This window comes from Kribbella sp. NBC_01245 (genome assembly GCF_036226525.1).
Lineage (GTDB): Bacteria > Actinomycetota > Actinomycetes > Propionibacteriales > Kribbellaceae > Kribbella.
Genome location: NZ_CP108487.1, coordinates 2,173,117 through 2,198,313, shown reverse-complemented (window position 1 = coordinate 2,198,313; position 25,197 = coordinate 2,173,117). Strand labels below are relative to the sequence as shown.

22 protein-coding genes are annotated in these 25,197 nt (G+C 67.2%); 16 read left to right on the top strand and 6 right to left on the bottom strand.

All coding sequences use genetic code 11. The features are described from left to right. The first annotated feature begins 35 nt into the window (after positions 1–35). The gene (locus tag OG394_RS09720) at positions 36–4,316 is read left to right on the top strand and encodes a fibronectin type III domain-containing protein (RefSeq protein WP_328994771.1); all 4,281 of its coding nucleotides are present in this window, start codon (positions 36–38) and stop codon (positions 4,314–4,316) included. Here OG394_RS09720 and OG394_RS09715 read toward each other — a convergent pair. Beyond that, complete coding sequence (locus tag OG394_RS09715; RefSeq protein WP_328994769.1) at positions 4,309–4,860, bottom strand: TetR/AcrR family transcriptional regulator; 552 nt, start codon at positions 4,858–4,860, stop codon at positions 4,309–4,311. The genes OG394_RS09720 and OG394_RS09715 overlap by 8 nt on opposite strands. Positions 4,861–4,957: 97 nt before the next feature. On the opposite strand from OG394_RS09715, the gene OG394_RS09710 reads away from it, so the two are divergent. The 11 genes from OG394_RS09710 to OG394_RS09660 all read left to right on the top strand — a co-directional run bounded on the left by OG394_RS09710 (position 4,958) and on the right by OG394_RS09660 (position 17,119). Continuing rightward, on the top strand, positions 4,958–5,848 hold the full coding sequence (locus OG394_RS09710) for a phosphotransferase family protein (protein ID WP_328994768.1): 891 nt from the start codon (positions 4,958–4,960) through the stop codon (positions 5,846–5,848). A 319-nt stretch (positions 5,849–6,167) separates the two neighbouring features. Next, positions 6,168–7,646, top strand: a complete 1,479-nt coding sequence (gene rpsA / locus OG394_RS09705; protein WP_328994767.1) for a 30S ribosomal protein S1 — start codon at positions 6,168–6,170, stop codon at positions 7,644–7,646. A gap of 77 nt (positions 7,647–7,723) precedes the next feature. Further along, positions 7,724–8,329, top strand: coding sequence for a dephospho-CoA kinase (coaE, locus tag OG394_RS09700; protein WP_328994766.1), 606 nt, complete (start codon positions 7,724–7,726; stop codon positions 8,327–8,329). Positions 8,330–8,505: 176 nt separating this feature from the next. Continuing rightward, positions 8,506–9,654 (top strand): PrsW family glutamic-type intramembrane protease, encoded by a 1,149-nt coding sequence (locus tag OG394_RS09695; RefSeq protein ID WP_328994764.1) that lies wholly within the window; start codon positions 8,506–8,508, stop codon positions 9,652–9,654. Continuing rightward, positions 9,651–10,736, top strand: coding sequence for a hypothetical protein (locus OG394_RS09690; RefSeq protein WP_328994762.1), 1,086 nt, complete (start codon positions 9,651–9,653; stop codon positions 10,734–10,736). Before OG394_RS09695 ends, OG394_RS09690 begins: the two co-directional genes overlap by 4 nt. A 38-nt stretch (positions 10,737–10,774) precedes the next feature. Next, the gene (locus OG394_RS09685) at positions 10,775–11,698 is read left to right on the top strand and encodes a hypothetical protein (protein WP_328994760.1); all 924 of its coding nucleotides are present in this window, start codon (positions 10,775–10,777) and stop codon (positions 11,696–11,698) included. A 31-nt stretch (positions 11,699–11,729) separates the two neighbouring features. Next, a complete protein-coding gene (locus tag OG394_RS09680; RefSeq protein ID WP_328994759.1) occupies positions 11,730–12,752 on the top strand; it encodes a hypothetical protein in 1,023 nt (340 codons plus the stop codon). Positions 12,753–12,798: 46 nt separating this feature from the next. Then, positions 12,799–14,907, top strand: a complete 2,109-nt coding sequence (gene uvrB, locus OG394_RS09675) for an excinuclease ABC subunit UvrB (RefSeq protein WP_328994758.1) — start codon at positions 12,799–12,801, stop codon at positions 14,905–14,907. 12 nt (positions 14,908–14,919) lie between these two features. After that, positions 14,920–15,285: a VOC family protein gene (locus OG394_RS09670; RefSeq protein ID WP_328994757.1), complete on the top strand. Its 366-nt coding sequence runs from the start codon at positions 14,920–14,922 to the stop codon at positions 15,283–15,285. A gap of 15 nt (positions 15,286–15,300) precedes the next feature. Continuing rightward, complete coding sequence (locus OG394_RS09665; RefSeq protein ID WP_328994756.1) at positions 15,301–15,669, top strand: MmcQ/YjbR family DNA-binding protein; 369 nt, start codon at positions 15,301–15,303, stop codon at positions 15,667–15,669. Between the two features lie 298 nt (positions 15,670–15,967). Then, the gene (locus OG394_RS09660) at positions 15,968–17,119 is read left to right on the top strand and encodes a TerC family protein (protein ID WP_328994755.1); all 1,152 of its coding nucleotides are present in this window, start codon (positions 15,968–15,970) and stop codon (positions 17,117–17,119) included. 78 nt (positions 17,120–17,197) lie between these two features. Here OG394_RS09660 and OG394_RS09655 read toward each other — a convergent pair whose 3' ends face one another. After that, positions 17,198–17,659, bottom strand: coding sequence for a LacI family DNA-binding transcriptional regulator (locus OG394_RS09655; protein ID WP_328996820.1), 462 nt, complete (start codon positions 17,657–17,659; stop codon positions 17,198–17,200). A 140-nt stretch (positions 17,660–17,799) separates the two neighbouring features. Here OG394_RS09655 and OG394_RS09650 point away from each other — a divergent pair, with 140 nt between their 5' ends. After that, positions 17,800–19,791, top strand: a complete 1,992-nt coding sequence (locus tag OG394_RS09650; RefSeq protein ID WP_328994754.1) for a beta-galactosidase — start codon at positions 17,800–17,802, stop codon at positions 19,789–19,791. Between the two features lie 28 nt (positions 19,792–19,819). Here the strand turns inward: OG394_RS09650 and OG394_RS09645 are convergent, their stop codons facing one another. The 3 genes from OG394_RS09645 to OG394_RS09635 are packed head-to-tail and all read right to left on the bottom strand — an operon-like array spanning position 19,820 to position 22,568. After that, a complete protein-coding gene (locus tag OG394_RS09645; RefSeq protein ID WP_328994753.1) occupies positions 19,820–20,686 on the bottom strand; it encodes a C40 family peptidase in 867 nt (288 codons plus the stop codon). After that, a complete protein-coding gene (locus OG394_RS09640) occupies positions 20,683–21,750 on the bottom strand; it encodes a mandelate racemase/muconate lactonizing enzyme family protein (protein ID WP_328994752.1) in 1,068 nt (355 codons plus the stop codon). Before OG394_RS09640 ends, OG394_RS09645 begins: the two co-directional genes overlap by 4 nt. After that, the gene (locus tag OG394_RS09635) at positions 21,747–22,568 is read right to left on the bottom strand and encodes a serine hydrolase (protein ID WP_328994750.1); all 822 of its coding nucleotides are present in this window, start codon (positions 22,566–22,568) and stop codon (positions 21,747–21,749) included. The genes OG394_RS09640 and OG394_RS09635 overlap by 4 nt, the downstream gene beginning before the upstream one ends. 107 nt (positions 22,569–22,675) lie before the next feature. On the opposite strand from OG394_RS09635, the gene OG394_RS09630 reads away from it, so the two are divergent. After that, entirely contained in the window at positions 22,676–23,611 is a 936-nt protein-coding gene (locus tag OG394_RS09630; protein WP_328994748.1) for a cobalamin biosynthesis protein, read from the top strand. After that, positions 23,602–24,282, top strand: coding sequence for a phosphoglycerate mutase family protein (locus tag OG394_RS09625; RefSeq protein WP_328994747.1), 681 nt, complete (start codon positions 23,602–23,604; stop codon positions 24,280–24,282). Before OG394_RS09630 ends, OG394_RS09625 begins: the two co-directional genes overlap by 10 nt. Here OG394_RS09625 and OG394_RS09620 read toward each other — a convergent pair. Beyond that, entirely contained in the window at positions 24,279–24,716 is a 438-nt protein-coding gene (locus OG394_RS09620; protein ID WP_328994745.1) for a MarR family winged helix-turn-helix transcriptional regulator, read from the bottom strand. The genes OG394_RS09625 and OG394_RS09620 overlap by 4 nt on opposite strands. Positions 24,717–24,803: 87 nt before the next feature. Between OG394_RS09620 and OG394_RS09615 the strand changes: the two genes are divergently transcribed. Continuing rightward, positions 24,804–25,145, top strand: coding sequence for a rhodanese-like domain-containing protein (locus OG394_RS09615; RefSeq protein WP_328994744.1), 342 nt, complete (start codon positions 24,804–24,806; stop codon positions 25,143–25,145). Positions 25,146–25,197 lie beyond the last annotated feature (52 nt).

Below are 25,197 nucleotides of genomic sequence, written 5' to 3'. Positions count from 1 at the left end.
GCGCCGGTTCTCCGGCGGTCTCAAGGAGAGCGCCCATGCTGGTCCGTGTCCTCGTTTCCCTTGCCCTGCTGGCCGGTTCGCTGGTCGTATCACCGGCACCCGCCGCCGTTGCGTCACCAGTCGAGGCGACCGTCGATCAGGGGCAACAGCTGACGGCGATGTTCAGCGATTACGGCAACACCAGCGGCAAGTGGAGTGGCGGGGACAGCACCGTCTCCGTGCCACTACCCGACGGCAGAACCGCCTGGATCTTCTCGGACACGATGCTCGGCACGGTCAACGCAGACTTCACCAGGCCGCGTACCAGCCCGATGGTCAACAACACCCTCGTAGTCCAGTCAGGCGACGCATTGACCGCAACACTTCACGGCGGCACTTCTGCGGCACCACAGGCGCTAGTGAAGCCGACAGTCGAGGGGGAGTTCTACTGGGTCGCCGACGCGACAGTGGAAGCCGAAGCCGTCAAGGTCCTCTACAACCGCTATAAGAAGACGGGCCAAGGCGCTCTGGATGTCGCGCTCACTGGTACCGCCCTGGCGACTCTCGCCCTACCTGCACTAACCGTGAGCGGCGTCGTCGAGTTGCCCGTCGGCTCGACCATCGCCTGGGGTGCGGCCGTACTAGAGGACGGGCCGTACATCTACATCTACGGCTCGGAGTACGTCGCTTCAACCGGCATGAGGTTCGCCCACCTCGCACGAGTTCCCGCTGGCGGCCTGGGCGGCACCTGGCAGTTCTGGAACGGTACGACGTGGGGGAGCGCCTCTGCACGGCTCCAACTGTCGGGAGGCGGCACGGCCTTCGGTGCGCAGAAGGTCAACGGCCAGTACGTCGTCGTCACCGTCGAGAGCAACGTGATCTTCGGCCGACAGGTGGTGGCGTACACCGCGACAAGTCCCGCAGGTCCGTTCACCGGGCCGATCGAACTCTTCACGGCACCAGAGCCGGCAGCACGTCAAGGCGTGATCGTGTACGACGCGCGCTTCCACCCGTCTCTGGCCGAGCCGGGAAAGCTGCTCGTGTCGTACAACGTGCACAGTCTCAATGACGACGACCTGTACGACGACGCGAGGATCTACCGGCCGAGGTTCGTCAGCGTGGCCTGGCCCATTCCGACGCCTGACCCGGCGCTGGTCCCGGCAGCGCCCGCAGGGTTTACCGCAACACCCGAGGCCGAGTCTGGCGCCGTACGGCTGAGTTGGACGGCATCACCCGGAACGGTGACGACGTATTCGGCGTACCAGCGTGACGTCACTGCAGGGCAGACGCATTTCGCCAGGGTGGCGCAGGGGCCTGAGACGGCACGGACGCTTGGTGGCTTCAAGACGGGCCATACGTACGAGTTCCGGGTTACGGCCAGCAATAGCGCGGGTGAGGGGCTGCCGACGCCTACGCGGAGTGTGGCCGTCACTATCGCCGCGCCACCCGCACCAGTGGGTCTGACGGCTACGGCCGGGTCTGACGGTTCGGTGGTGCTGGCGTGGACTGCGGTGCCGTATGCCTGGAGCTACACGGCGTACCGGCGGGACATCACGGCGGGCGAGACAGAGTTCAGCCCGGTCGGTGACGGCGACTCGCGGGATACAACGGCGAAAGCCTTGTGGTTGGCGCATAACCACGAGTACGAGTTCGTCATCACCGCTACGCACGGCGGAGGCGAATCGGCGCGGTCTGGACCTACAAGAGCTACAGCCAAGTACGCCGTACCGCCGGCGCCGACGGGGTTGACCGCCGTACCACAGGCTGACGGGACTATCGAGCTCAAGTGGTCCGGGCCTAGCGAGAACGTCTACTACCGGGTCTACCAGCGGGACGTCACTGCGGGCGACACCACCTTCACCGAGCTGCCGTTGCCCGTCAGCTGTTGCCAGTTGAAGGCCGGCTATCTCGCGCACAACCATGAGTACGAGTTCAAGGTCGAGACGTCCAACTCCGGCGGTAACTCGCCCGCGTCCAACACCGTGCGTGCCACCTCGACGTACCCGGCACCGGCCGCCCCATCCGAGCTCGAGGCGGTCGCGCTCAACGGGCAGGTCCGGTTGAACTGGAAGGCGAACTCGTCCGACACCTGGTTCTGGATCTACCAGCGTGACGTGACGGAAGGCCAGGTCGAGTTCACCAAGCTGCCGCTGCCGTTGACGACGTGTTGCCAGTTCACGGCGGGATACCTCGTCAACGACCACACGTACGAGTTCAAGGTGACAGCCATCGCTCAAGGCGGTGAATCCACCTACTCGAACGCTGTCCAGGCAACACCGCAGCTGCCGCTACCGCCGAAGGTGACGGGTCTGACGGCCACCACCCTCGCGGACGGCCGTATCCGGCTGAACTGGAGTGAGCCCGCGTCGGACCTCTACTACTGGGTCTACCAGCGAGACGTCACTGCAGGCGAGACCGTGTACAAGAAGCTCCCACTGCCGGTGGGGGAGTGCTGTACCCACACTGCGGGCCTATTGCTCCACAACCACGTGTACGACTTCAAAGTGGCTGGTACCAACACAACTGGCGACGGCCCGCAGTCTGATCCAGCACGGGCCACTTCTCGCTACAGCCCGCCACCCGCTCCGACAGGTCTGACGGCGATCGCTGCGGGCGATGGCAGCATCGACCTTGATTGGGACTCTGCTGGCGACGGTCTTTACTACTACTGGATCTACCAGCGGGATGTGACGGCCGGGCAGGGCTTCACCAAGGGGATCTACCCGACAGACCGTACGGCGCACAGTGTCGGGCCTCTGGTCCACGGACACGTCTACGAGTTCAAGGTGTCGGCCGAGAACCCTGGCGGCGAGGGACTTACCTCGGCCGTAGCGAGTGCTACCGCGGTTGGCGGGCTGCCGTTGCCGCCGTCCAACCTCTCCGCTCAGGCCGGTAATGGCCAGGTGACGCTGCACTGGTCGGCCAGCCCGAGTCCGAGCGTCTACTACTGGATCGAGTACCGACCTGTCGGTGGTGCTTGGCAGCGGCTGCAGTACCCGGTGGACACGTGCTGCACGTTCACCGTGTCGTACCTGGCCAACGGAACCACCTACGAGTTCCGGCTGCGTGCGACCAACGTGTCCGGTGACAGCTCTGCCTCCAACACTGCAAAGGCGCGGCCGCTACCGCCACTACCAGCCGCACCGACTGGTCTGACGGCCGCACCGGGCGATGGCAAGGTGACGCTTCGCTGGAAGGCCAGTACCAGCCCTGACGTCTACTACTGGATCGAGTACCGCCCGGCCGGTGGTACCTCGCAGCGCCTCAAGTACCCGCTCGACACCTGCTGCACGTTCACCGTCAGCTACCTGGCGAACGGCACGTACTACGAGTTCCGTGTCAGGTCGACAAACCTCGCAGGCGATTCGGCGCCGTCTGTCGCCGCAGGGGCTAAGCCGATGCCGCCGATCCCTGAAAGGCCTACAAACCTCACGGCGACTCCCTCTGGCGATACGGCGGTCAGGTTCACGTGGACGGCTAGTCCGACCCCGAACGTCTACTACCGCATCTGGTACCGCCTGAGCGATCAGGAGAACTGGACGCAAGCGGTCTACCCAGTGGTCTGCTGCGACTTCACCATGAGCTACTTGATCCCAGGGCGGACGTACATCTTCGTGCTTGCGGCCGAGAACCTCGCCGGCTACAGCGTCGCGCCGAACCCGACGGCCATAGCAACCCTGACGATCATCACGCCCGCACCAGTCACCAATGTGCGAGCCGTGCCGAGAACCGACGACCACTCCGTCGACGTCTACTGGAACTCCGCGTCGTACGCCACGGGTTACACGGTCCAGGTGAAGACCTGTCGTGGCAGTACGTGGAGCAACGCCGCGATCCTCATCACCGGCACCCATGCCCGCGTCTACTACGTGCACGGCTGCTACCTGTACCGGGTCGTCTCCGACCGCTACGGCAAGTACGGACTCCCGTCAGGTGGTGAAGTGATGGCATTCGGTACAAACGACGACTATCCGTGGGGAGGCTGGTGGATCCTCGATCCCTACATGTTCGTGGTCGACCAGTGCACGTCATTCGTCGCCTCGCGCGTCGACAAGTACTACAAGCCGCGAGACGGATCCAAGTTCAACGGCTGGAACTACGGCGACGCCAAGAACTGGGACGAGGCCGCCCGCAAGTACGGCGGCGCTGTCTCCCGAACACCCGCGGTCGGCGCGATCGCCCAGTTCAACGCCGGCACCTATGGTCACGTGGCCTGGGTGGCCGGGCTCGACGGCAGTTACGCGATCATCGAGGAGTACAACGCGGTGCGACCCGAGGCCTACTCGCGACGGCGCATACCGATCTCCAGCATCGACAACTTCATGTTCGTCAGTTGAAAGTTCGTTCGGTCAGGGTGCGGGCGTACGACTCGGTGACGGGTTCGCCCGTGATGAGAAGGCGGTAGTAGAGCGGGCCGACGAGTTGATCGACCAGTACGGCGGCCGGGACGCGCGAGTGGATCACCCCGGCGGCCTGGGCCTGGGCGACCACTTCGGTGACGACACCGTGGCGCTCGGCCCAGAGGGCGTGGACGCTTTCGCCGACCGCCGGGTCGCGCGCGGCGGCCGCGGCCAGGTCGGCGATCAGCGCGGCGGACGTGCCCGCCAGACTCGCGGCGATCGACGTGACGAGCCCGGTCAGATCGCGCCGGGCGTCACCGGTCGGCTCGAACGGTACGTCGGAGCGCATCCGGGTGATCAGCGCGATGACCAGTTGGGCCTTGGTCGGCCAGCGTCGGTACAACGTGGTCTTTGCGACGCCCGCCTGCTCGGCGACGCGCTCCACCGACAGACCGTCATACCCACGCTGCCGGATCTCGGCCGCGGCCGCCGCCAGGATGCGCGCGTCCGCCCCGGGATCACGCGGTCGCCCTCGAGTCATGTTCGCCACCTCCGGATTACGCTACGGCCGTAGCGAAACTTGCCCACTCCATTAACGAAACGCGAGTAGCGGAAAGGAATTCTGCAAGACTCGCGGCATGGATGGCTGGGAGTCGATCGCTGCGAGTGCCGTGCCGTTGACGGGTGGTTATGGCGGCGAGACGTTCGCCGTGAGCGCGGCGGGGCAGGAAGCCGTCATTCGGCTCTACGTGCGCGACCCGAACCGGGTGGGCATCGACATGTCACTGCTGCGGCTGGTGCAGGGGCTGCTGCCGGTGCCGAAGGTGCTCGACGCCAAGCTCCAAGGCTCGGTGGAGGAGCCGCCTTACCTGCTGACCGAGCGCCTGCCCGGCGTCAACCTCGAGACGTATCTCGCCGATGCGGCCGTGAAAGAGGAGCAGCGCCGCCGAGTCGGCGAGCAGTTGGGGGAGTTGCTGGCCCGGCTGAGCGGGATGCCGTTCCTGCGCGGAGGCGAGTTCGTCGACGGCGAGTTGATTCCGCGGGAGTTCGAGCTCGGTGGTCTGGTCGACTTCTTCTACGCGCACTCGACCGTGCTCGACCCGGTTCGTGGGGCGAAGCTGACCGTGCTGCTGGCCGAGATCGACGAACGGGCCGAGCCGCCGGAGCGGTTCTGCCTCGTGCACAGCGACTTCAACCCGAAGAACCTGCTGGTCGATCCCGAGACGGCGACCATCACCGGTCTGATCGACTGGGAGTTCGCTCACAGCGGCTCGCCGTACACGGACCTGGGCAATCTGCTTCGTTTCTGCGACGACCCCGTGCTGGGAGGCGCGGTTCTGGACGTCGTACGGCGGCGAGCTCCCGGGCTGGCCGAGTCGCTGCAGACGCGCGCGCGTGAGGCGGACCTGTGGGCGTTGATCGAGCTGGCGAGCCGGGCGGCCCAGAATCCGGTCGCGGCCGCCGCGCGCGAGTTGCTCGTCAAGATGGCCGACACGGGTGACCTGGCCGCCGGCCGGCCGAAACTATAGCCGTGCCGCCCGGCTGGATCAGCGCGTGGGATCTTCACGATGTTGTGATGCCGGATGGGCTCCGGCGTCGTACATTGTGTCCAGGCGTCGGGTTGTCTCGGCGGGTGGCCGGTTGTTGCCGGGCACCCCGGGTTGCCGTGCCTTCACTGATCCACGTATTCTGTGAGATGCGCTACGGGCCCGCGCGACCTCGGACGGAGCAGGCTCGTGCTCGCGGCAGTCGGTGGTCAACGGTCTTCCTGGACAATCCTTCGGCTCGGCGATCAAACGGCCTGAGCGCACCCGGACGACACCACCCACCCACGGAGCAATTCACCACATGACGGCCAGCATCGAGGCACCTCTCGACCCCGCAGTTCGCACCACCCCGCAGGTAGCGGTCAATGACATCGGGTCGGAGGAAGACTTCCTCGCGGCGATCGATCTGACCATCAAGTACTTCAACGACGGCGACATCGTTGAGGGGACCATCGTCAAGGTCGACCGGGACGAGGTTCTCCTCGACATCGGTTACAAGACCGAGGGCGTCATCCCTTCGCGTGAGCTGTCGATCAAGCACGACGTCGACCCGAACGAGGTCGTCAACGTCGGCGATCACGTCGAGGCCCTGGTTCTCCAGAAGGAGGACAAGGAAGGCCGTCTGATCCTGTCCAAGAAGCGCGCTCAGTACGAGAAGGCGTGGGGCACGATCGAGAAGATCAAGGAAGAGGACGGCGTCGTCACCGGCACCGTCATCGAGGTCGTCAAGGGTGGACTCATCCTGGACATCGGCCTCCGCGGCTTCCTGCCGGCCTCGCTCGTCGAGATGCGTCGTGTCCGCGACCTCCAGCCGTATGTCGGCCAGGAGATCGAGGCCAAGATCATCGAGCTCGACAAGAACCGCAACAACGTGGTCCTGTCGCGCCGTGCCTGGCTGGAGCAGACGCAGTCCGAGGTCCGGATGAACTTCCTGACCCAGCTGCAGAAGGGCCAGATCCGCAAGGGTGTCGTCTCCTCGATCGTCAACTTCGGTGCGTTCGTGGACCTGGGCGGCGTCGATGGTCTGGTGCACGTCTCCGAGCTGTCCTGGAAGCACATCGACCACCCGACCGAGGTCGTCGAGGTCGGCCAGGAGGTCACCGTCGAGGTGCTGGACGTCGACATGGACCGCGAGCGCGTCTCGCTGTCGCTGAAGGCGACCCAGGAAGACCCGTGGCAGCAGTTCGCCCGGACCCACCAGATGGGCCAGATCGTGCCCGGCAAGGTCACCAAGCTGGTTCCGTTCGGTGCGTTCGTCCGCGTGGAGGAGGGCATCGAGGGTCTGGTGCACATCTCCGAGCTGGCCGAGCGTCACGTCGAGATCCCGGAGCAGGTCGTTCAGGTGAACGACGATGTGATGGTCAAGATCATCGACATCGACCTCGAGCGTCGCCGGATCTCGCTGTCGCTGAAGCAGGCCAACGAGGGTGTTGACCCCGTGTCGGACGACTTCGACCCCACGCTTTACGGCATGGCGGCGACGTACGACAAGGAAGGCAACTACATCTACCCGGACGGGTTCGACCCCGAGACGGGTGAGTGGCTCGAGGGCTTCGACGCTCAGCGCGAGGAGTGGGAGCGGCAGTACGCCGAGGCCCACACGCGCTGGGAGGCCCACAAGAAGCAGATCGAGGACGCCAAGACGGCGGACGTCGAGGCCGGCGAGGCTTCGACCTACTCCTCGGCCGCCGCGCCGAAGGACGACGTACCCGTCGAGGGTGCGCTCGCTTCGGACGAGGCACTGCAGGCTCTGCGCGAGAAGCTGACCGGCCAGGGCTGATCCAGCCTCCGGTAAGTGACACCGGAACCCCCGCACCCATTGAGGGTGCGGGGGTTCCGCACGTTTAGGGTGTGCCCATGGTGAGAGTCGGGCTGACCGGGGGGATCGGATCGGGCAAGAGTGAGGTGAGCTCGCGCCTCGCCGCTCGTGGTGCCGTCGTGATCGACGCGGATCTGCTGGCCCGCGAGGTGGTCGCGCCCGGAACGGACGGGCTGCGTGAGGTGGTAGAGGCCTTCGGCAACGAAGTGCTGACCGCCGAGGGCGCCCTGGACCGGCCGGCGCTGGGCAAGCTCGTGTTCGGTGATGAGCCCGCACGGCGAAAGCTCGAGGCGATCATCCATCCGCGGGTCCGCGCGCGGGCTGCGGAGATCGAGGCGGCGGCGGATCCGGACGCGGTGATCGTGCACGACATCCCCTTGCTGGTGGAGACGGGCCAGGCGGATCGGTTCGACCTGGTGCTCGTGGTCGACGTACCGCCTGAGGTGCAACTGGCCCGCCTGGTCGCGAACCGGGGGATGAGCGAAGACGAGGCCCGCGCCCGGATCGCCAGCCAGGCAACGCGCGAGCAACGGCTGGCCGCGGCGGACGTGGTGTTGCCGAACGACGGCCCGTTGGCCGAGCTCGATGCGCGGATCGACGAGGTCTGGCCGCGGCTGAGTGGTGTCCAGGTCACGAAAGGGTGACCCCCGCGGGCGAAATGATGGGTTGGGCCGGTTCGGGATGAGAGCCTGTCCACTACCCCTCGCCATGGCATTGCCGTGGTCCGAAGTCCCTACGTTTGGAGGATGGCGTGGACTGTCCGCGCTGTAGCTCTGACGTTCCCGACGTATCGCATTTCTGCCACCACTGTGGCAACGACGTGCAGTCCGGGGACGCCGAGCGCAAGAAGGCCTATGCCGCCAAGCCGGACGAGCCGGTCGCGTCGTTCCGGCTGGTCTCGACGATCATGCCGCAAGGTGCCGGGCAGCGACCGCAGACCTATCGCATCGCCCTCGGCATCGCCCTCGCCATCACGGTGATCACGGCGGCCCTCGGGGCGCTCCCGGTGGCCATCATGGTCGCGGCCTTCGCCCTGCCGATCGTCTACATCATCTACTTGTACGACGTGAACCTCTGGGAGGACGAGCCGATCCCGGTGGTCGCCGCGGCCTTCGTCGCGACCGGCGTACTCGCGGCCATCTTCACCTGGTTGTGGCGCGGCAACTTCGGCCTCGCGGTCGAGGGCGTCGGCGAGATCGGGTCCGGCCCACGGGTGCGCGACCTGCTCGTGATGGCACTGCTGGTGCCGCTCGTGTCCGAGGCGATCCGTCAGCTCGGCCCGGTCTACCTGGCATCGCGGCCGAAGTACGACGACCTGATGGACGGTCTGACCTTCGGCGTCGTCGCGGGTGTGGGCTTCGCCTGCTTCGAGACGTTGGTGCTGCACTGGGCGTGGATCAGCGGAGGCTTCGCGGGTCCCGGCGCCAGCGCGGGTATCTGGGTCAGCATCGTGGTGCTGCAGGGCTTCGTGAAGCCGCTCATCTACGGTACGGCGTCCGGCCTCGCGGCAGCCGAGTTCTCCGGCCTTGGCGAGGGGTACGACGGTTTCACCCCGCGGTACTTCGTGGGCCTGTTGCAAGCCGTCGGGGCGAACGTACTTTTCTGGGCCGGCATCTACCTGCTCTCGTTCGTCGGAGGCCAGGGGTCTCTCGTAGGCGCCGCACTTGGCGTGGTGTGGGGATTGCTCCTCCTGGGCGTACTGGTCATCCGGGTCCGGACTGTGCTCCACAAGGGTCTACTCGAGGCTGCACTGGAGTCGGCCGCTCGTGGCGGTTCGAACCACGCGTCCGGCGCTCTGGCCTTCTGTGCTCGCTGTGAGATGCCACTGATCGCGCACTCCGACTTCTGCTCCGCCTGTGGCAGTTCGGTCCGATCGACGCCCAAGGGCGCGCGCGGTGCGGCAACGCCGCCAGCCGTGGCACCGACCGGATACGACGCCTCGACTCGTGAAGAGGAGCCCCAGGCATGACCGACAACCAGAACCCGCCGTACGGCCCGGGCGGACCCGGTCAGACCGGTTATCAGGGTCAGCCTGCTTATCCCGGGCAGCAGCCGCCGCAGGGGCCTCCGCCTGGGTACGGACCTCCGCCTGGGTACGGCCAGCAGCCACCGGCCCAGCCGCCGTACGGTGGACAGCCGGGTCAGCCGGGTCCTGGACAGCCGTACGGGGGTCAGGGACCTCAGGGGCAGCAGTACGGCGGTCAGCCGGGCCCTGGTGGTCAGCCGGGCTATCCGCCGCAGGGTCAGTGGAATCAGGGCGGCCCGGGTGGTCCCGTTGGCTGGGGTCCTGGTGGTGCGCCCGCTCCGAAGAAGAGCAACGCGCAACTGCTCGTGCTCGCGATCGGCGGGTTCGTCGTGGTCGCGATCATCGGTGCCGTGCTCGCGTTCACCCTCAACCGCGGTGACGACAAGAACGAGGCCGATCCCGGTCCGGTCGTCAACTCCCAGCCGACCGAGGCGCCGACCACGGATCCCACGGCCGACCCGACCGCGGATCCCACGGCAGACCCCAGCGGCGACCCGAGCCCGGAGCCGACCGTCAGTACGTCGCCGGAGCCGACTGACGGGCCGACGGATGGGCCGAATGGCACGGACGTCGGGATCGACGCCGGCCATGGTGTGTTCGTGCGGCCGATGCCCGGCTACGTTCGGGCGACGCCGAAGGGCGCCACGGGCGTCTACCTGAAGAAGGACGGACAGGGCGCGTTCTGGGTTCAGACCGGTAAGGGCACGTCGGCGGATGCCACCGCGGTGATGACGCAGGCGATCAACGCCGAGAAGAAGAACATGACCAACTGGCAGACGTCCGCGCCCAAGGTCGATACGCCGCCGGCCGGACGGCAGACCAAGATCACCAAGCTCACGTCCGTCACCTGGACCGGTGAGCTCACCGGTCAGAGCGGCACCGTGAAGCTGGTCGGCTACATCGGCGTCATCGAGCGCAGCGACGGCGTGCTCACGCTGGCCCGCTTCTACGCGCTGCGCAGTGCGGCCGACCAGGCGAAGATCGAGCTCCAGGGCATGATGGCCTCGGTCGTCAAGAGCCAATGAACTCCAAGCGCGGTCAAGGCCCCGGGGACAACCCGTGGGTGAAGAACGAGCCCGGTTCGGGGGACAACGACACCCCCGAGCCGGAGCCCGAGCTGCCGCCATCGCCATGGAACCATCCAGTAGCACCGCCGCCGGGGCATCCCGGTAGCGCGCAGTCCTGGCCCGCCGCACCGGGTGCTCCCGGTGGGGCGGGCCCGGGGACGGCGGGATCCAGCCCGGACACCTGGGGCAACCAGGCAACTCCGGCCGGACCGGCCGGACCTCGGCCGGGGGAGCCGACCGGGTGGGGATCGCAGATCAGCCCGCCGTCGTTGCGGCGGCCGCCACCCGAACCGAAGCGGCGCAAGCTGCCGTCGTTCCTGATCCCGGTCGTCGGGGCCGTGGTGCTGCTGGCCCTGATCGGTACCGGGCTGGTCGTGTTCCTCGGTGGCGACGACAAGCCCAAGACCCTGCCGCCGACGCCCACACCGGCACCGACAGCGGTGAGTACGCCGCCGCCACCGAGCTACACCCCGCCGGCGAACGCGTTGCCGGTCGGGTTCGGCGTTTCGGTCGTACCGGCCGACGGCTGGACCGAATACGCCGCCGAGAAACAGGGCAAGCAGGTCATCGCGCCCGATCCGAACGGGAAGGCGCGAGCCTTCTTCTGGGTCCGGCAGCGGCAGGGCATGACCGCCAAGACGTACCTGCTCCGGGTGGTCGAGGGCGAGACCGGGCCGATGGTGGCCCAGCTCGGCGGCCCACCAAGGAACCTGACGTGCCCGCGCGACGTCCTGGTTGAGTGTGTCGCGATCACGTACACCGGGACCAAGAAGGGTGTGAAGCTGCAGGGTTACGTGGAGGCCTACCGGCGCAAGGACGGTGTGGTCACCGCGATCGACTTCCAGTCGCGGGACGACTTCGCGGCCAAGGCGAAGGCCGACGCAGAGATCATGAAGAAGTCCGTCATCGACAGCATGTAGAACCAGCAGGATCCGAACGCGAAGGACACTCATGAGTCAGCAGTACGGGCCGCCGGGGCAGGGGCCGCAGGGGCCACAGGGACCGGCCGGACAGGGCGGTCCCTGGCAGGGGCAAGGTCCTGGGCAGGGTCCCGGCCAAGGTCCTGGGCAAGGTCCGGGCCAGGGCCAGCCGCCGTACGGGCAGCAGCCGCCGCCCGGGTACAACGCACCCCCGCAGCAGCCGCCGTACGGCGGGCAGCCCGGGTACGGCGGTCAGCCGGGTTACGGCCCGGGTCCGGGTGGGCCGGGCGGCCCAGGTGGACCGGGCGGACCTGTTGGGCCTGGTGGACCGCCGGCGCAGATGGGGCCGTTCGGGTATCCGCCGGGGCACCAGTTCGAGCGCAAGAACAAGGGTCTCGGGAAGATGCAGCTGATCGCCATCGGCGGCGGCGCGCTCGCCGTAGTGCTGGTCATTCTCGGCGTCATCCTGCTGATCCGCGGTGGTGGTGAGGACCCGACGACGCAGCCGACGTCCGAGCCGACGCTGACCAACACCGTCCCGACTTCGGTGCCGACGCCGACCGAGACCACCCCGACCAAGGGCCCGTACGACACCGGTGTCGAGATCGGCCACGGCGTCTGGTTCACGCCGACCAAGGGCTGGGTCAAGGACCCGGTCAAGCGGTCGGGCGCGAGCTACCTGCTGCCCTCGCCGGGTGGCGGCGGCTTCATCGACGGCTGGTTCTGGGCCCGGCAGACCGAGCTGATGGGCGCGAAGGAGTTCGCGCACCGGCTGGTCGATATCGAGTCGAACAACCTCGAGCACGTGGTGATCCGGTCCGGCCGGATCATGAAGTGCCCGACGGAGGCGCTCAAGGAGTGCTACGCGATCAACTACTCGGCCGTGGTGAAGAACAAGTCCGGTAAGAAGGTCGTCTTCGCGGGCTTCGTCCAGGCGTACGAGGACAAGAACGGCCTCACCACCGCGACTGATTCAGCGCTCGGCGGCAAGATCTGGAAAGAGACATATCCGCAGGTCCAGGCCATGATCAACTCCATGCTGAAGTCGTTCTAAGGCCTGAAATCAGAAACTGTCGGTGGCGGGCCGTACGGTGGAGGACATGAGACAGGTGACGGATCTCCAGCGTATGGTCGCGCCGCTGAAAGTGGTGTCCGACTTCGAGCCGGCGGGCGACCAGCCGGCCGCGATCGACGAGCTCGAGCGGCGGATCAACGCCGGCGAGCAGGACGTCGTCCTGCTCGGCGCCACCGGAACGGGTAAGACGGCGACGATGGCGTGGCTGGCGGAGAAGATCCAGCGGCCGATGCTGATCCTCCAGCCGAACAAGACGCTCGCCGCCCAGTTCGCGAACGAGTTGCGCCACTTCTTCCCGAAGAACGCCGTTGAGTACTTCGTCTCGTACTACGACTACTACCAGCCTGAGGCCTACGTGCCCCAGACGGATACGTATATCGAGAAGGACAGCTCGATCAACGAGGAGGTCGAGCGGCTCCGGCACTCGGCCACCTGGTCGCTGCTGACCCGGCGGGACGTGGTCGTGGTCGCGACCGTCTCGTGTATCTACGGTCTCGGTTCAGCCGATGAGTACCTGAACCGGATGATCCACGTGAAGGTCGGCGACGAGATGGATCGCGACGGCCTGCTGCGCAAACTCGTCGGCGTGCAGTACGCACGCAACGACCTGGCCGGCACGCGTGGCACGTTCCGGGTCCGGGGCGACACGCTCGAGGTCTTCCCCGTGTACCAGGAGCTCGCCGTGCGGGTGGAGTTCTTCGGTGACGAGATCGAGCGGGTGATGACGCTGCATCCGCTCACCGGTGAGGTCCTCAGCGAGGAGGAGGAGCTCTACATCGGCGCCGCCACCCACTACGTCACCGCCCCGGAGAAGATGGAGCGGGCGATCACCAGCATCGAGGCCGAGCTGGCCGAGCGGCTGGCGGAGCTGGAGCGTGGTGGCCAGCTGCTGGAGGCCCAGCGCCTCCGGATGCGCACGACGTACGACATCGAGATGATGCGCCAGATCGGGACGTGCTCCGGCATCGAGAACTACTCCCGCCATACCGACGGCCGGGAGCCCGGGACCGCGCCGCACTGTCTGCTGGATTACTTCCCCGAGGACTTCCTGCTGGTCATCGACGAGTCGCACGTCACCGTGCCGCAGATCGGCGGCATGTATGAGGGCGACATGTCCCGCAAGCGCACCCTCGTCGAGCACGGCTTCCGCCTGCCGTCCGCGATGGACAACCGGCCGCTGCGCTGGGAGGAGTTCCTCGAGCGGATCGGCCAGACGGTCTACCTGTCGGCCACGCCGGGGCAGTACGAGCAGGACAAGTCGGACGGGTTCGTCGAGCAGATCATCCGCCCGACCGGTCTGATCGATCCCGAGGTCATCGTCAAACCGACCAAGGGCCAGATCGACGACCTGATCCACGAGATCCGGATCCGGACCGAGCGCAACGAGCGGGTCCTGGTCACCACGCTGACCAAGAAGATGTCCGAGGATCTGACCGACTATCTGCTCGAGATGGGTATCCGGACGCGCTACCTGCACAGCGAGGTGGACACGTTGCGCCGGGTGGAGCTGCTGCGCGAGCTCCGCATGGGTGAGTACGACGTGCTCGTCGGCATCAACCTGCTCCGCGAGGGTCTGGACCTGCCCGAGGTGTCGCTGGTGGCGATCCTCGACGCCGACAAGGAAGGCTTCCTGCGCAGTGGGCGATCGCTGATCCAGACCATCGGCCGTGCCGCCCGAAACGTGTCGGGCGCGGTGTTCATGTATGCGGACAAGATCACGCCCTCGATGGAGATGGCGATCGAGGAGACGAACCGTCGCCGCGAGAAGCAGGTCGCGTACAACACCGCGAACGGCGTCGACCCGCAGCCGCTGCGCAAGCGGATCGCCGACATCACCGACATGCTCGCTCGCGAGGACGCGGACACGGCCGAGCTCCTGGGCAGTGGCCGGTCCCAGAGCCGTGGCAAGGCGCCGGTGCCGGGTGCCCTGGCGAAGGTGAAACCGGGGGAGAAGGCCCGCGAGCTCGCCGGCGGCATGCCGTCGACCGACCTGGCCGATCTCATCCAGCAGCTCACCGACCAGATGCACAACGCGGCGGCCGAGCTGCAGTTCGAGGTCGCGGCCCGCTATCGCGACGAGATCCACGAGTTGAAGAAGGAACTACGCCAAATGGTCAACGCCGGCGCGTCATAAGGGGAGGCGACCGTGCTCGATCATCTCGCGGTGCAGTGTGACGACGTGGCGGCCAGTCGCGCCTTCTTCGAGGGCCTGCTGGCGCCGCTCGGCGTGACCGTGGCGTTGGACTTCGGCGAGGAGCTGGGATTCGCCGGCCCGGACGGCGTAGCGCGGTTCTGGCTCGGGCCGTCGCGGGGTGGTGTCCAGCGCGAGGTGCATATCGCGTTCGCTGCGGTGGATCGTGCCGCGGTGGACGCGGTGCATGCCGCGGCCCTGGAACTGGGTGCGGAGGTGCTGCACGAGCCGCGCGAGTGGCCGGAGTACGAACCGGGCTACTACGGCGTCTTCGTGCGCGACCTCGACGGCAACAACGTCGAAGCCGTCACCCACCAATAGCGGGATGGAGGCGTCATGAGGTTGGGGTCGGAGGGGCTGCTGGAGCACTGTCTGGGTAAGCCGGGGGCTTGGCAGGACGAGCCGTGGGAGGGGGATGTGGTGGCGAAGGTCAGCGACAAGATCTTCGCGTTCCTCGGCAGCGGTGACTCGGTCGGGATCAAGTGCGGCCGGAACCGCGAGGAGGCCGACGAGCTGATCGCGGCCTATCCGGATGACGTCACCGTGATGGCGTATATCGGACGTTCCGGGTGGAATACCGTTCGCCTGGGCGGCAGCGTGCCGGATGACGAGATCCTGGAGCTGGTCGACGCGTCGTACGACACCGTCGTGGCGAAACTACCGAAATCCAGGCGTCCGGCCGCATCCGACACGAGGGCCGACTGAGCCCGTCACAAGGGCCGACTGACAACTCATCTGAGTCAACTGACCAGTCAGCGGGTTGTATTCCCATTTCGCCACGTGACCATCCCAACAGGCAGAACGCGTGTCCCGGATTTGGAACAAACGGGTGCCAGCAGCCAGAATGGGGGTCGTTGAAGGGGAGTATTCCTTCGCAGCGGTATCGTCATCACGGTCGGAGGGCTGCCCCTTCACCCGGTGCCGCTGGCCCGGCCCGCTATCTCAGCGCCAGGCGGAAGAGACCTTCGGAGTCCGTCTTTTCGTCTGAGCTCCGGAGGACCACGTGGAAATTCACCCGTACGTCTGGTACATCACGGTGGGCATTCTGCTCGCGGTGCTGGCCTTCGACGTCTTCATCATCGGGCGCCGCCCGCACGAGCCCACGACCAGGGAATCGGCGACCGCGATCGCCTTCTACATCTCGATGGCCCTGATCTTCGGCCTCGGCGTGTGGTATTTCGCCGGTGGACAGTATGCGGGCGAGTTCTACGCCGGCTGGCTCACCGAGTACAGCCTCAGTGTGGACAATCTGTTCATCTTCCTGATCATCATGAGCCGCTTCGGCGTGCCCAGGAAGTACCAGCAGACCGCGCTGCTGGTCGGCATCATTCTCGCGCTGGTCTTCCGCGGCATCTTCATCGCGCTCGGCGCCGCCGCGATCAACCAGTTCTCGTGGATCTTCTACATCTTCGGCGCCTTCCTCATCTACACCGCGGTCCATCTGGCCAAGCAGGGTGAGAACGACGACGAGGACTACCAGGAGAACGCGGTCATCCGCTTCGCCAAGAACCGTCTGCCCGCCACCGACCAGTGGAACGGCGTCAAGCTGACGCTGACGCAGAACGGCAAGCGCCTGATCACCCCGATGGCGATCGTCATCATCGCGCTCGGTACGACGGACCTGCTGTTCGCGCTCGACTCGATTCCCGCGATCTACGGCCTGACCCAGGAGCCCTTCCTGGTCTTCACGGCGAACGTGTTCGCGCTGATGGGTCTGCGCCAGCTCTACTTCCTGCTCGGCGACCTGCTGCGCCGCCTGGTCTACCTGTCGCTGGGTCTGTCCGTGGTGCTCGCCTTCATCGGCGTCAAGCTCGTGCTGCACGCGATGCACGAGAACGAGCTGCCCTTCATCAACGGCGGCAAGCACATCGAGTGGGCGCCCGAGGTGCCGATCTGGGTCTCGCTCAGCTTCATCGTCATCACGCTGGGCATCACCACCGTGCTCAGCCTGCGCAAGTCCCGCCGCGATGCCGCCAACGGCGTCACCACCGCGCCCGCGGTCGACGACAGCCCGGCCGAGTCCAGCGAGACCGGCGCCACGGCGACCGGCACGAGTGGCACCGCGTCGTCCAATGGTGCCGGGCCGAACGGATCCGCGCCTGGCAAGATCCAGGACGAGGTCAGCAAGTCAGGCAGTTCAGGCAAGAAGTCCTGATTTAAGCCAACACGAAACCCCGGTCCTCCTACGCGGAGGGCCGGGGTTTCGTCGTTCACCAGTCATTGTGCGCCGAGGCTACGTGGATGAGCGGGGGATCAGGGTGGTTGGGAAGGTCACGGCGGCGGGTTGCTGGCCGTTGATGAGGTCGGTCAGCAGGCGGACCATTTCGGCGCTGATGCGCTCGAAGGGCTGACGCATCGTGGTGAGGGCAGGCTGGAGGGTTTCGGCGAGGCCGGAGTCGTCGAAGCCGCCAACGGCGATGTCGCCAGGTACGGAGAGGCCCCGCCCGGCGAGCGTGGTGAGGGCACCGGCCGCCATCAGGTCGGACGCGACAAACACCGCGTCGATGGACGGATCGCGGTCGAGCAGCTCGGCCATCGCCCGCCGACCGCTCGCCCGCGAGTAGTCGCCATGCGCAACCAATTGCTCGTCAAAGCCAGCGCCCAGCTCGTCCCGATAGCCCTGCAGCCGTTGGACGCCACCCGGCGTGTCGAGCGGGCCGGTGATGGTGGCGATGCGGCGGTGATTCCTCCTCAGGGACAGCCGGTCAGGCTCGGCTGTGCACGTTCACAGTGCAGCCAGTCTCAGCCACTTGTCAACGGCGTGTTTCGTGCTGTTTCTTAGGCGTTGCGAGCGCCAGCTCGGCCTGTGAGCGTGCACAGCAATGAGGAGTCAGCTTGAGCCCCAAACCGCAACTGGACCCGCGGCACGGCATCCGTTACGGGGGTGATTACAACCCCGAGCAATGGCCGGAAGAGGTCTGGGCGGAGGACATCGAGCTGATGCGGGAGGCCGGGGTGAACCTGGTCAGCGTCGGGATCTTCTCGTGGGCCCTGCTCGAACCCCGGGAGGGCGAGTACGACTTCGGCTGGCTCGACCGGCTGTTCGACCTGCTGCACGCCGCGGGTATCGGGATCAGCCTCGGTACGCCGACCGCCTCGCCGCCCGCCTGGTTCTTCCACCGCTACCCGGAGGCGCGCGTCGTCAACCGCGACGGTACGACGCTGGGCTTCGGCTCCCGCGGGATGGCCAGCCCGAGCTCACCGGCGTACCGCCGCGCGAGCGTCTCGATCGCGAGTGCCCTGGCCGAGCGGTACGGCGACCACCCGGCGCTCGCCCTGTGGCACGTGCACAACGAGTACGGCGCGCCCGTGTCCGAGTGCTACTCCGACCAGAGCACGCAGGCCTTCCGGGCATGGCTGCAACGGAGATACGAAACGCTCGACGCGCTCAACGCCGCCTGGGGCACCGCGTTCTGGGGTCAGCGGTACGAGGACTGGCAACACGTCTCGGCGCCGGCGGTCTCGGCAAGCGTGGTGAATCCGGCCCAGCGGCTCGACTTCGCGCGGTACACCTCCGATGCGCTGCTGGAGTGCTTCATCCTCGAGCGGGACGCCATCCGCGCGGTCTGCCCGAATGTGCCGATCACCACGAACTTCATGGCCGGCACGTGCGAATCTGTCGACCTGTGGAAGTGGGCCGACGAGGTGGACGTGGTCGCCAACGACCACTACCTGGTCGCCGAGGACGCGCGCAGCCATGTCGGACTCGCGTTGTCGGCTGATCTGACCCGGTCGATCGCGGGCGGAAAGCCGTGGCTGTTGCTGGAGCACTCCACCTCGGCGGTCAACTGGCAGCCGCGCAACGTCGCCAAGCGGCGAGGCGAGCTGGCCCGCAACGCCATGTCCCACCTCGGCCGGGGTGCCGACGCGATCATGTTCTTCCAGTGGCGCGCCTCGCGTTCCGGGGCGGAGAAGTTCCACTCGGCGATGCTGCCGCACGCGGGAACGAACAGCCGGATCTGGTCGGAGGTCCGCGCCCTCGGCGCCGATCTCGGGCGGCTCGCTTCGTTGACCGGAACGCGTGTCCAGGCAGAGGCCGCGATCCTTTGGGACTGGCAGTCGTTCTGGGCGCAAGACCTCGAGTGGCGCCCGAGCGAGGACTTGTCACATCGCGAACGCATCAACGCCTGCTACGACCGAATGTGGCGAGACAAGGTTGCGGTCGACTTCGCCCATCCCGAGGCGGACCTCTCGTCGTACCGGCTGGTCGTCGCGCCCGCGTCGTACCTGCTCACCCAGGCGGCGGCCGACAACCTGCGCCGGTACGTCGAAGGTGGCGGCACGTTGGTGGTGTCGTACTTCTCGGCCATCGTCGACGAGAACGACGCAGTGCATCCGGGTGGCTTCGTGGCGCCGCTGCGGGACGTCCTCGGTCTGACCGTGGAGGAGTTCCTGCCGTTGCGGTCGGGGGAGACGGTCCATCTTGATCAGCCCGGCCTCACTGGGGATGTCTGGGCCGACGCGATCCGGCTTGAGGGCGCCGAGGTGGTGATGGCGTACGAGGACGGGCCGGCCGCGGGTGGACCGGCGATCACGCGTCACCAGTTGGGTGATGGGTCGGCGTGGTATCTCTCGACGCGGTTGACGGTGACCGATCTGGGCGTGGTGTTCGAGCGGGTCTACCAGGACGCGGGGACCGCCGTACCGGTGGATCTGCCGGAGGAGCTCGAGGTCATTCGAAGGTCCGGCCACGTGGTCGCGATCAACCACGGGGACAAGCCCTTCGACCTGGACGTGGACGGGACCGACCTGTTGTCCGGCCAGAACGCCCGCACCCACGAGGTCGCGGCCGGCGGCATCCGCGTCATTTCCCTCCACGAGCGCTAAGGAGCCGGCAGGCGATGGCCGCTAGGCGTTAGAGGCGGCCGGCGGCGACCAGGGTGCCGAGACGGTCCTCAGCGAGTGCCTCGTCTTCCAGGACCTTGCCGGTCTCCGAGGCGTGCAACATGCCGGCGGGGGAGACGAAGCCGACGTGGTGAACGGTCTGACCTGGCCGGGCGAAGAAGTAGAGGTCGCCCGGCTGGGCCTGGTCGACCGCGACTTTGTCTAGCGCTGCGCACTGGTCGTGCGCGTCGCGAGGCGTGCGCAGTCCGAGCACCCGGTGCACCGCATGCACCAGGCCGGAACAGTCCAGCCCGTAGGCCGACGTACCGCCCCACAAGTACTGCAACCCGAGAAACTGCGAGCCCAGGCGCAACCGCTCCACGTTGTCCGCCGGATCGCTCACCACGCGTAGGTCCTTGTCCGCCAACCAGCCGGAACCGCCGTCGGGCAACGCCACTCGCGTGTACCCGTCGGCGTGCTCGGTCGAGGCCAGGATCGTGCCGAACGACAACTCCAGCACGGGCGCACCACCCGGCTCGGCGGTCAACTGCGTCAGCGGTACGGTGACCGCGACCGGGTCGGACGCCGCGGTCGGGAGCTCGCCGAGGTGACTCGTCGGCAGCCAGCCGGGATAACCGAGGGCGTCGCTCGACGAGGGCTGCCAAGGCGCGATGATCTCGGACCACCCGTCGCGCTCGGACCGGATCAGCACGGGTTCGGCGTACAGGGCCTGGGTCAACGTACGACCGTGCAGGCCGAGCCGCACCCCGGTGTCCATCGAGGCGGTCCAGGTGGCGACATCGGGCGTGGCCGCGATGGCCAGGGCGTCGAGATCGCGCGGGGCTTCGGGAGAGGTCCACACGGTGCTGACCGGGACCTTGACGGCGGCAAGCTTCATACCGCCAAGCCTGACACGCCGAGGCCAGGTACCCCTGGTAAGCGAATGTCGCGGCCGTCGTAACTGATGCCGCCGACGACCGCGGGCTCGGCCAGCCACCAGGCGGCGTCGAGATCGCTGACGGCCGTCGTCGGGTACGCCGCGACCAGCGCGGCGGCCGCGCCGACACCGACCTGGCCTTCCATCATCGAGCCGACGACCGTGCCGAGGCCGTGGGCGCGGGCCAGTTCGAGCAAGGTGCGCGCCGGGCCGAGGCCGCCGCACTTGGCGAGCTTCACGTTCACCATGTCAGCCGCGCGATGCCGGATCACCGCCACCAGATCGCGTACGCCGAAGACCGACTCGTCCGCGAGGATCGGCGTACTGACGCGGTCGGTGATCCAGGCCATGCCTTCGAGGTCGGCCGCGGGCACGGGTTGTTCGACCAGTTCGATGTCGAGCCCGGCGTCCTCCATCGAGCGGATGGCCCGTACGGCGTCGCGGGCGGTCCAGCCCTGGTTCGCGTCGAGCCGGATCAGCGGTTCGGGGCCGACGGCTTCGCGGACCCGCTGGACCCGGGCGAAGTCGGCCGGCCCATCGCCCGTACCGACCTTGAGCTTGAGTACGTCGAAGCCGTCCGCGATCCGCGCTTTCGCGGCCACCGCCAGGCTGTCCGCATCGCCGGCGGACAAGGTCACGTCCGTCCGCACAGTCGAGACGGTCGATCCCAGGAATCCCTGCAGGGTTTGGCCGGTACGTCGCGCGGCGAGGTCGTGCAGCGCGACGTCGACCGCGGCCTTGGCGCCGAAGTTGCCGGTGGCGGCGTTCTGGATGCGGCGCAGGGCCTCGGTCAGGTCGTCCGGGCCGAGGCCTTTGAGCGCGGCCGTGATCGGTCCCTCGACGCAGGCCTGGGCGCCGGCGAGCGATTCGCCCGTCACTTTCCAGACCTGCGGCGCTTCGCCCCAACCGGTGAGGTCTTCGGATGCGATCTCGACCAGTAGCGAGTCCGCGTGGGTCGCCGTCCGCAGCGCGGTGACGAACGGCGTGTGCAGGCGAGCCGAGACGAGATGCGTGCGGATCTTCACCGGACCGCCGTCAGGTCGTGCCGGTGCGCGAAGACCTCCGCGGCGATATCGGCGATGAGGGCCTGGGCTGTTTCGTCCGGCAATGAGGAGCTCGTGCAGACGGACAGTACGAACGGGTCCGCGTCGGCCGGGCGCACGATGCCGCCGTCATGGCGGACGCGATCGTCCCAGCCGTTCTTGTGCTCCACCCGCGTGCCGGCGGGCAGCAGTTTCGGGATCTCGTCGTTCCACTCGTTGGCGGCGAGTAGGTCGCGGACGTACGCGCAGGACTCGGCCGAGGCCGCCTTGTCGTTGCCGACGGCCACTAGTACGGCGGCAAGATCGGCTGCGCTCATCTCGTTGTTGATACCGGCATCCCGGGCACGGACGTCGTCGATGCAGCGGCGGATCGCGCTCCGGCCCGAGCCGAACTCGGCCAGCACGGCGTTCGCCTTGTCGATGCCGACCAGGTCGAGCACGAGATCTGTGGCGAGATTTCCCGACACGGTGATCATGTTCGTCGCGACCCAGCGCAGGGTGACCTCGTTGCCCATCTCCTGCCAGACGGTCTTCGAGTCGTCGTTCGCCTCGCTCAGCCCGAACCGCCCGCCGCCCGCCGACGGGAAGTCGTTGTGCACGGTCAGCGCCTGATCCAGGTCGAGCCGGCCCGCCTCCACCTCGCGCATCATCGCGATCGCCACCGGCAGTTTCATCGTGCTCGCCGCGTAATGCGTCCGCTCCGCGTCGTACGCCAAAACCGCCGTGCCATCCAGCCGCCCGAGCCAGACCCCGAACTCCCCAGCCCCGGCCACACCCTCGAGCAGTTCCGTAATCCTCATACCCGCCACCCTCGCATATCCCCACCCACCTCCGCCTGGGCTTTGCCCACGATGGAAAACGCCGACCGATGAATGCAACAGAAGAGGGGGATGGCAGACTGCGTCGGGTGTTGGTGGCGCGGGGGATTGGGCTCACGCTCGGGTTTGTGGCGGACCGGCTGCTCGGGGATCCGCGGCGGTATCACCCGGTCGCCGGGTATGGGCAAGCCGCGGCTGCGCTGGAGACCAGGATGTACGCCGACTCGCGCGCGGCTGGTACGGCGTACACGCTCGTGCTGGTTGGTACGGCCACTGCTGCCGGTATTGCCGTCGAGAAGTTCGCTAGCCGCCATCCAGTCGCGCAAGCGCTAGCGACAGCTGTGGCGACTTGGGCCGTCTTAGGCGGTCGCAGTCTTGAGCGCGAGGCTGAGGTGATGGCGTCTCGCCTAGAGGCCGACGACATCCCAGGTGCTCGTAACCGGTTGAGCCATCTCTGCAGCCGTGACGCGACAGACCTCGGCCCGGACGAGTTGGCCCGGGCAACGGTCGAGTCGATCGCCGAGAACACCTCCGACGCCTGCGTAGCGCCCTTGCTCTGGGGCGGCGCCCTCGGCGTACCAGGGCTCGTCGGCTATCGCGCCGTGAACACGCTGGACGCGATGGTCGGCTACCGCTCGGCGAAGTACCGGAACTTCGGCTGGGCCTCGGCACGGCTCGACGATCTCGCGAACTACCTCCCGGCCCGGGCCTGCGCCGTACTCACCGGCTTGACCGCCGGCCAACCAGCCGAAGCCCTACGGATTTGGCGGCGGGACGCGCCCGGTCATCCGAGCCCGAACGCCGGCCCGGTCGAGGCGTCGTTCGCGGGTGCGCTCGGGCTTCGCCTGGGCGGGTCGAACACCTATGGCGACGAGGTCGAGGATCGGGGCACGCTCGGCGACGGCCCGCGCCCCGGCGTACCCGATATCCGCCGTACGGCCGACCTGGCCCGGCGCGTCGCGATTGCGGCGACCGCCGCCGCCGTGGTCCTGTCACTAGGACGACGGGAGAACCGATGGGGTTGAGCAAGCGGCCGTTGCGGATCGCGCTGGTCCGGCACGGCGAGTCCGAGGCCAACCTCGACAAGCGCATCTTCGAGACCGTGCCCGATCACGCCATCCCGCTCACGCCGCACGGCTGGGACCAGGTCGCCAAGACCGGCACCGAACTCCGCGAACTGTTCGATGGCCAGCCGGTCCGGGTCTACGTCTCGCCGTACCTGCGCGCCTTGCAAACCCTCGAAGGCCTCGGCATCGACGACCTGCTCGAGACCGTCCGGGAAGAGCCGCGACTGCGCGAACAGGACTGGGCCAACTACCAGGACACCGCGGACATCCTCCGCCAGAAGGAACTGCGCAACTCGTACGGCCATTTCTTCTACCGGTTCACGGACGGCGAATCCGGGGCCGACGTGTACGACCGGGTGTCGACGTTCCTCGAGACGATGCATCGCGATTTCGAGAGCCCGGACGCGCCGCGCAACATCCTGCTCGTCTCGCACGGGCTGACCATGCGGCTGTTCTGCATGCGCTGGTTCCACTGGTCGGTCCGCTTCTTCGAAACGCTGTCCAACCCCGACAACGCCGAAACCCGCGTCCTGATCCGCCAGCCGGACTACCGCTACAAACTAGACCGCCCCTTCGCCCAGTGGTGCGACCACACCCCCACCCCGCGAGAACGCTCCGCCTGGCTCTAAGGCTTCTGGATTTTGTGGAGGATGCCGGCTAGCTGTGTGAGGTCGTCATCGGTGAGGTTTGACGCGAATTGGGTCTCGATCGCGCGGACGTAGACCGGGGCTGCCGCGCGGAATTCGGACCGGCCTGCTGGGGTGATGACCGCGTAGGCCGAGCGCCGGTCGTCGGGGTGGCCTTCCTTGGTGATGAGGCCGCGGGCGACTAGGTCGTCAACGAGACGGCTGACCCGGGTTCGGCTGAGCACGACTCGTTCAGCGAGGTCGCTCATCCGCAGGCGGCCCTGGGGTTCGGCAGCCAGCTCGAGCAGTACGTCGTACCAGGAGAGCGGCAGGCCAGTCTGGCCATGGATCGCCTTGTCCAGGGTGGGGACGAGTGCGGCATGTACTTGCAGCAAGGCGCCCCAGGCGTCGGCGGCGAGCTTCTTACGTGAGGCCATGGTCGAACCCTAGCCGAAGTTGTGTGCGCACGCACGCATTGCTACTATTGCGTGCGCACGCACACAACTAGCGAGAGGGGCACAGCAATGACCGAGCTGATCAGCCGCGAGGAACTCAAAGCGGCCATAAACGCAGGAGCCGTCACCGTGATCGACGCGCTGGGAGGGATGTACTACGAGCAGCAGCACCTGCCCGGGGCGTTGCCACTCGTCGAGGCCGATGTCGCGGTGCAGGCGTCGAGCCTGCTGCCGGATAAGAGCGCACCGATCGTCACCTACTGCTCGAACATCGCCTGCGGGAACAGCCAGAACGTCGCGAACCTGCTGGCCGCGGCCGGTTACACGAACGTCCGCAAGTACCGCGAAGGCATTCAGGACTGGGTGGAAGCAGGCCTGCCGATCGAGTCCGGCGCATTCGTCAGGGCCTGACACGATGAAATGACCTGAGTGGCGAAGTACCTTTCCGGGGTACGTCGAGACT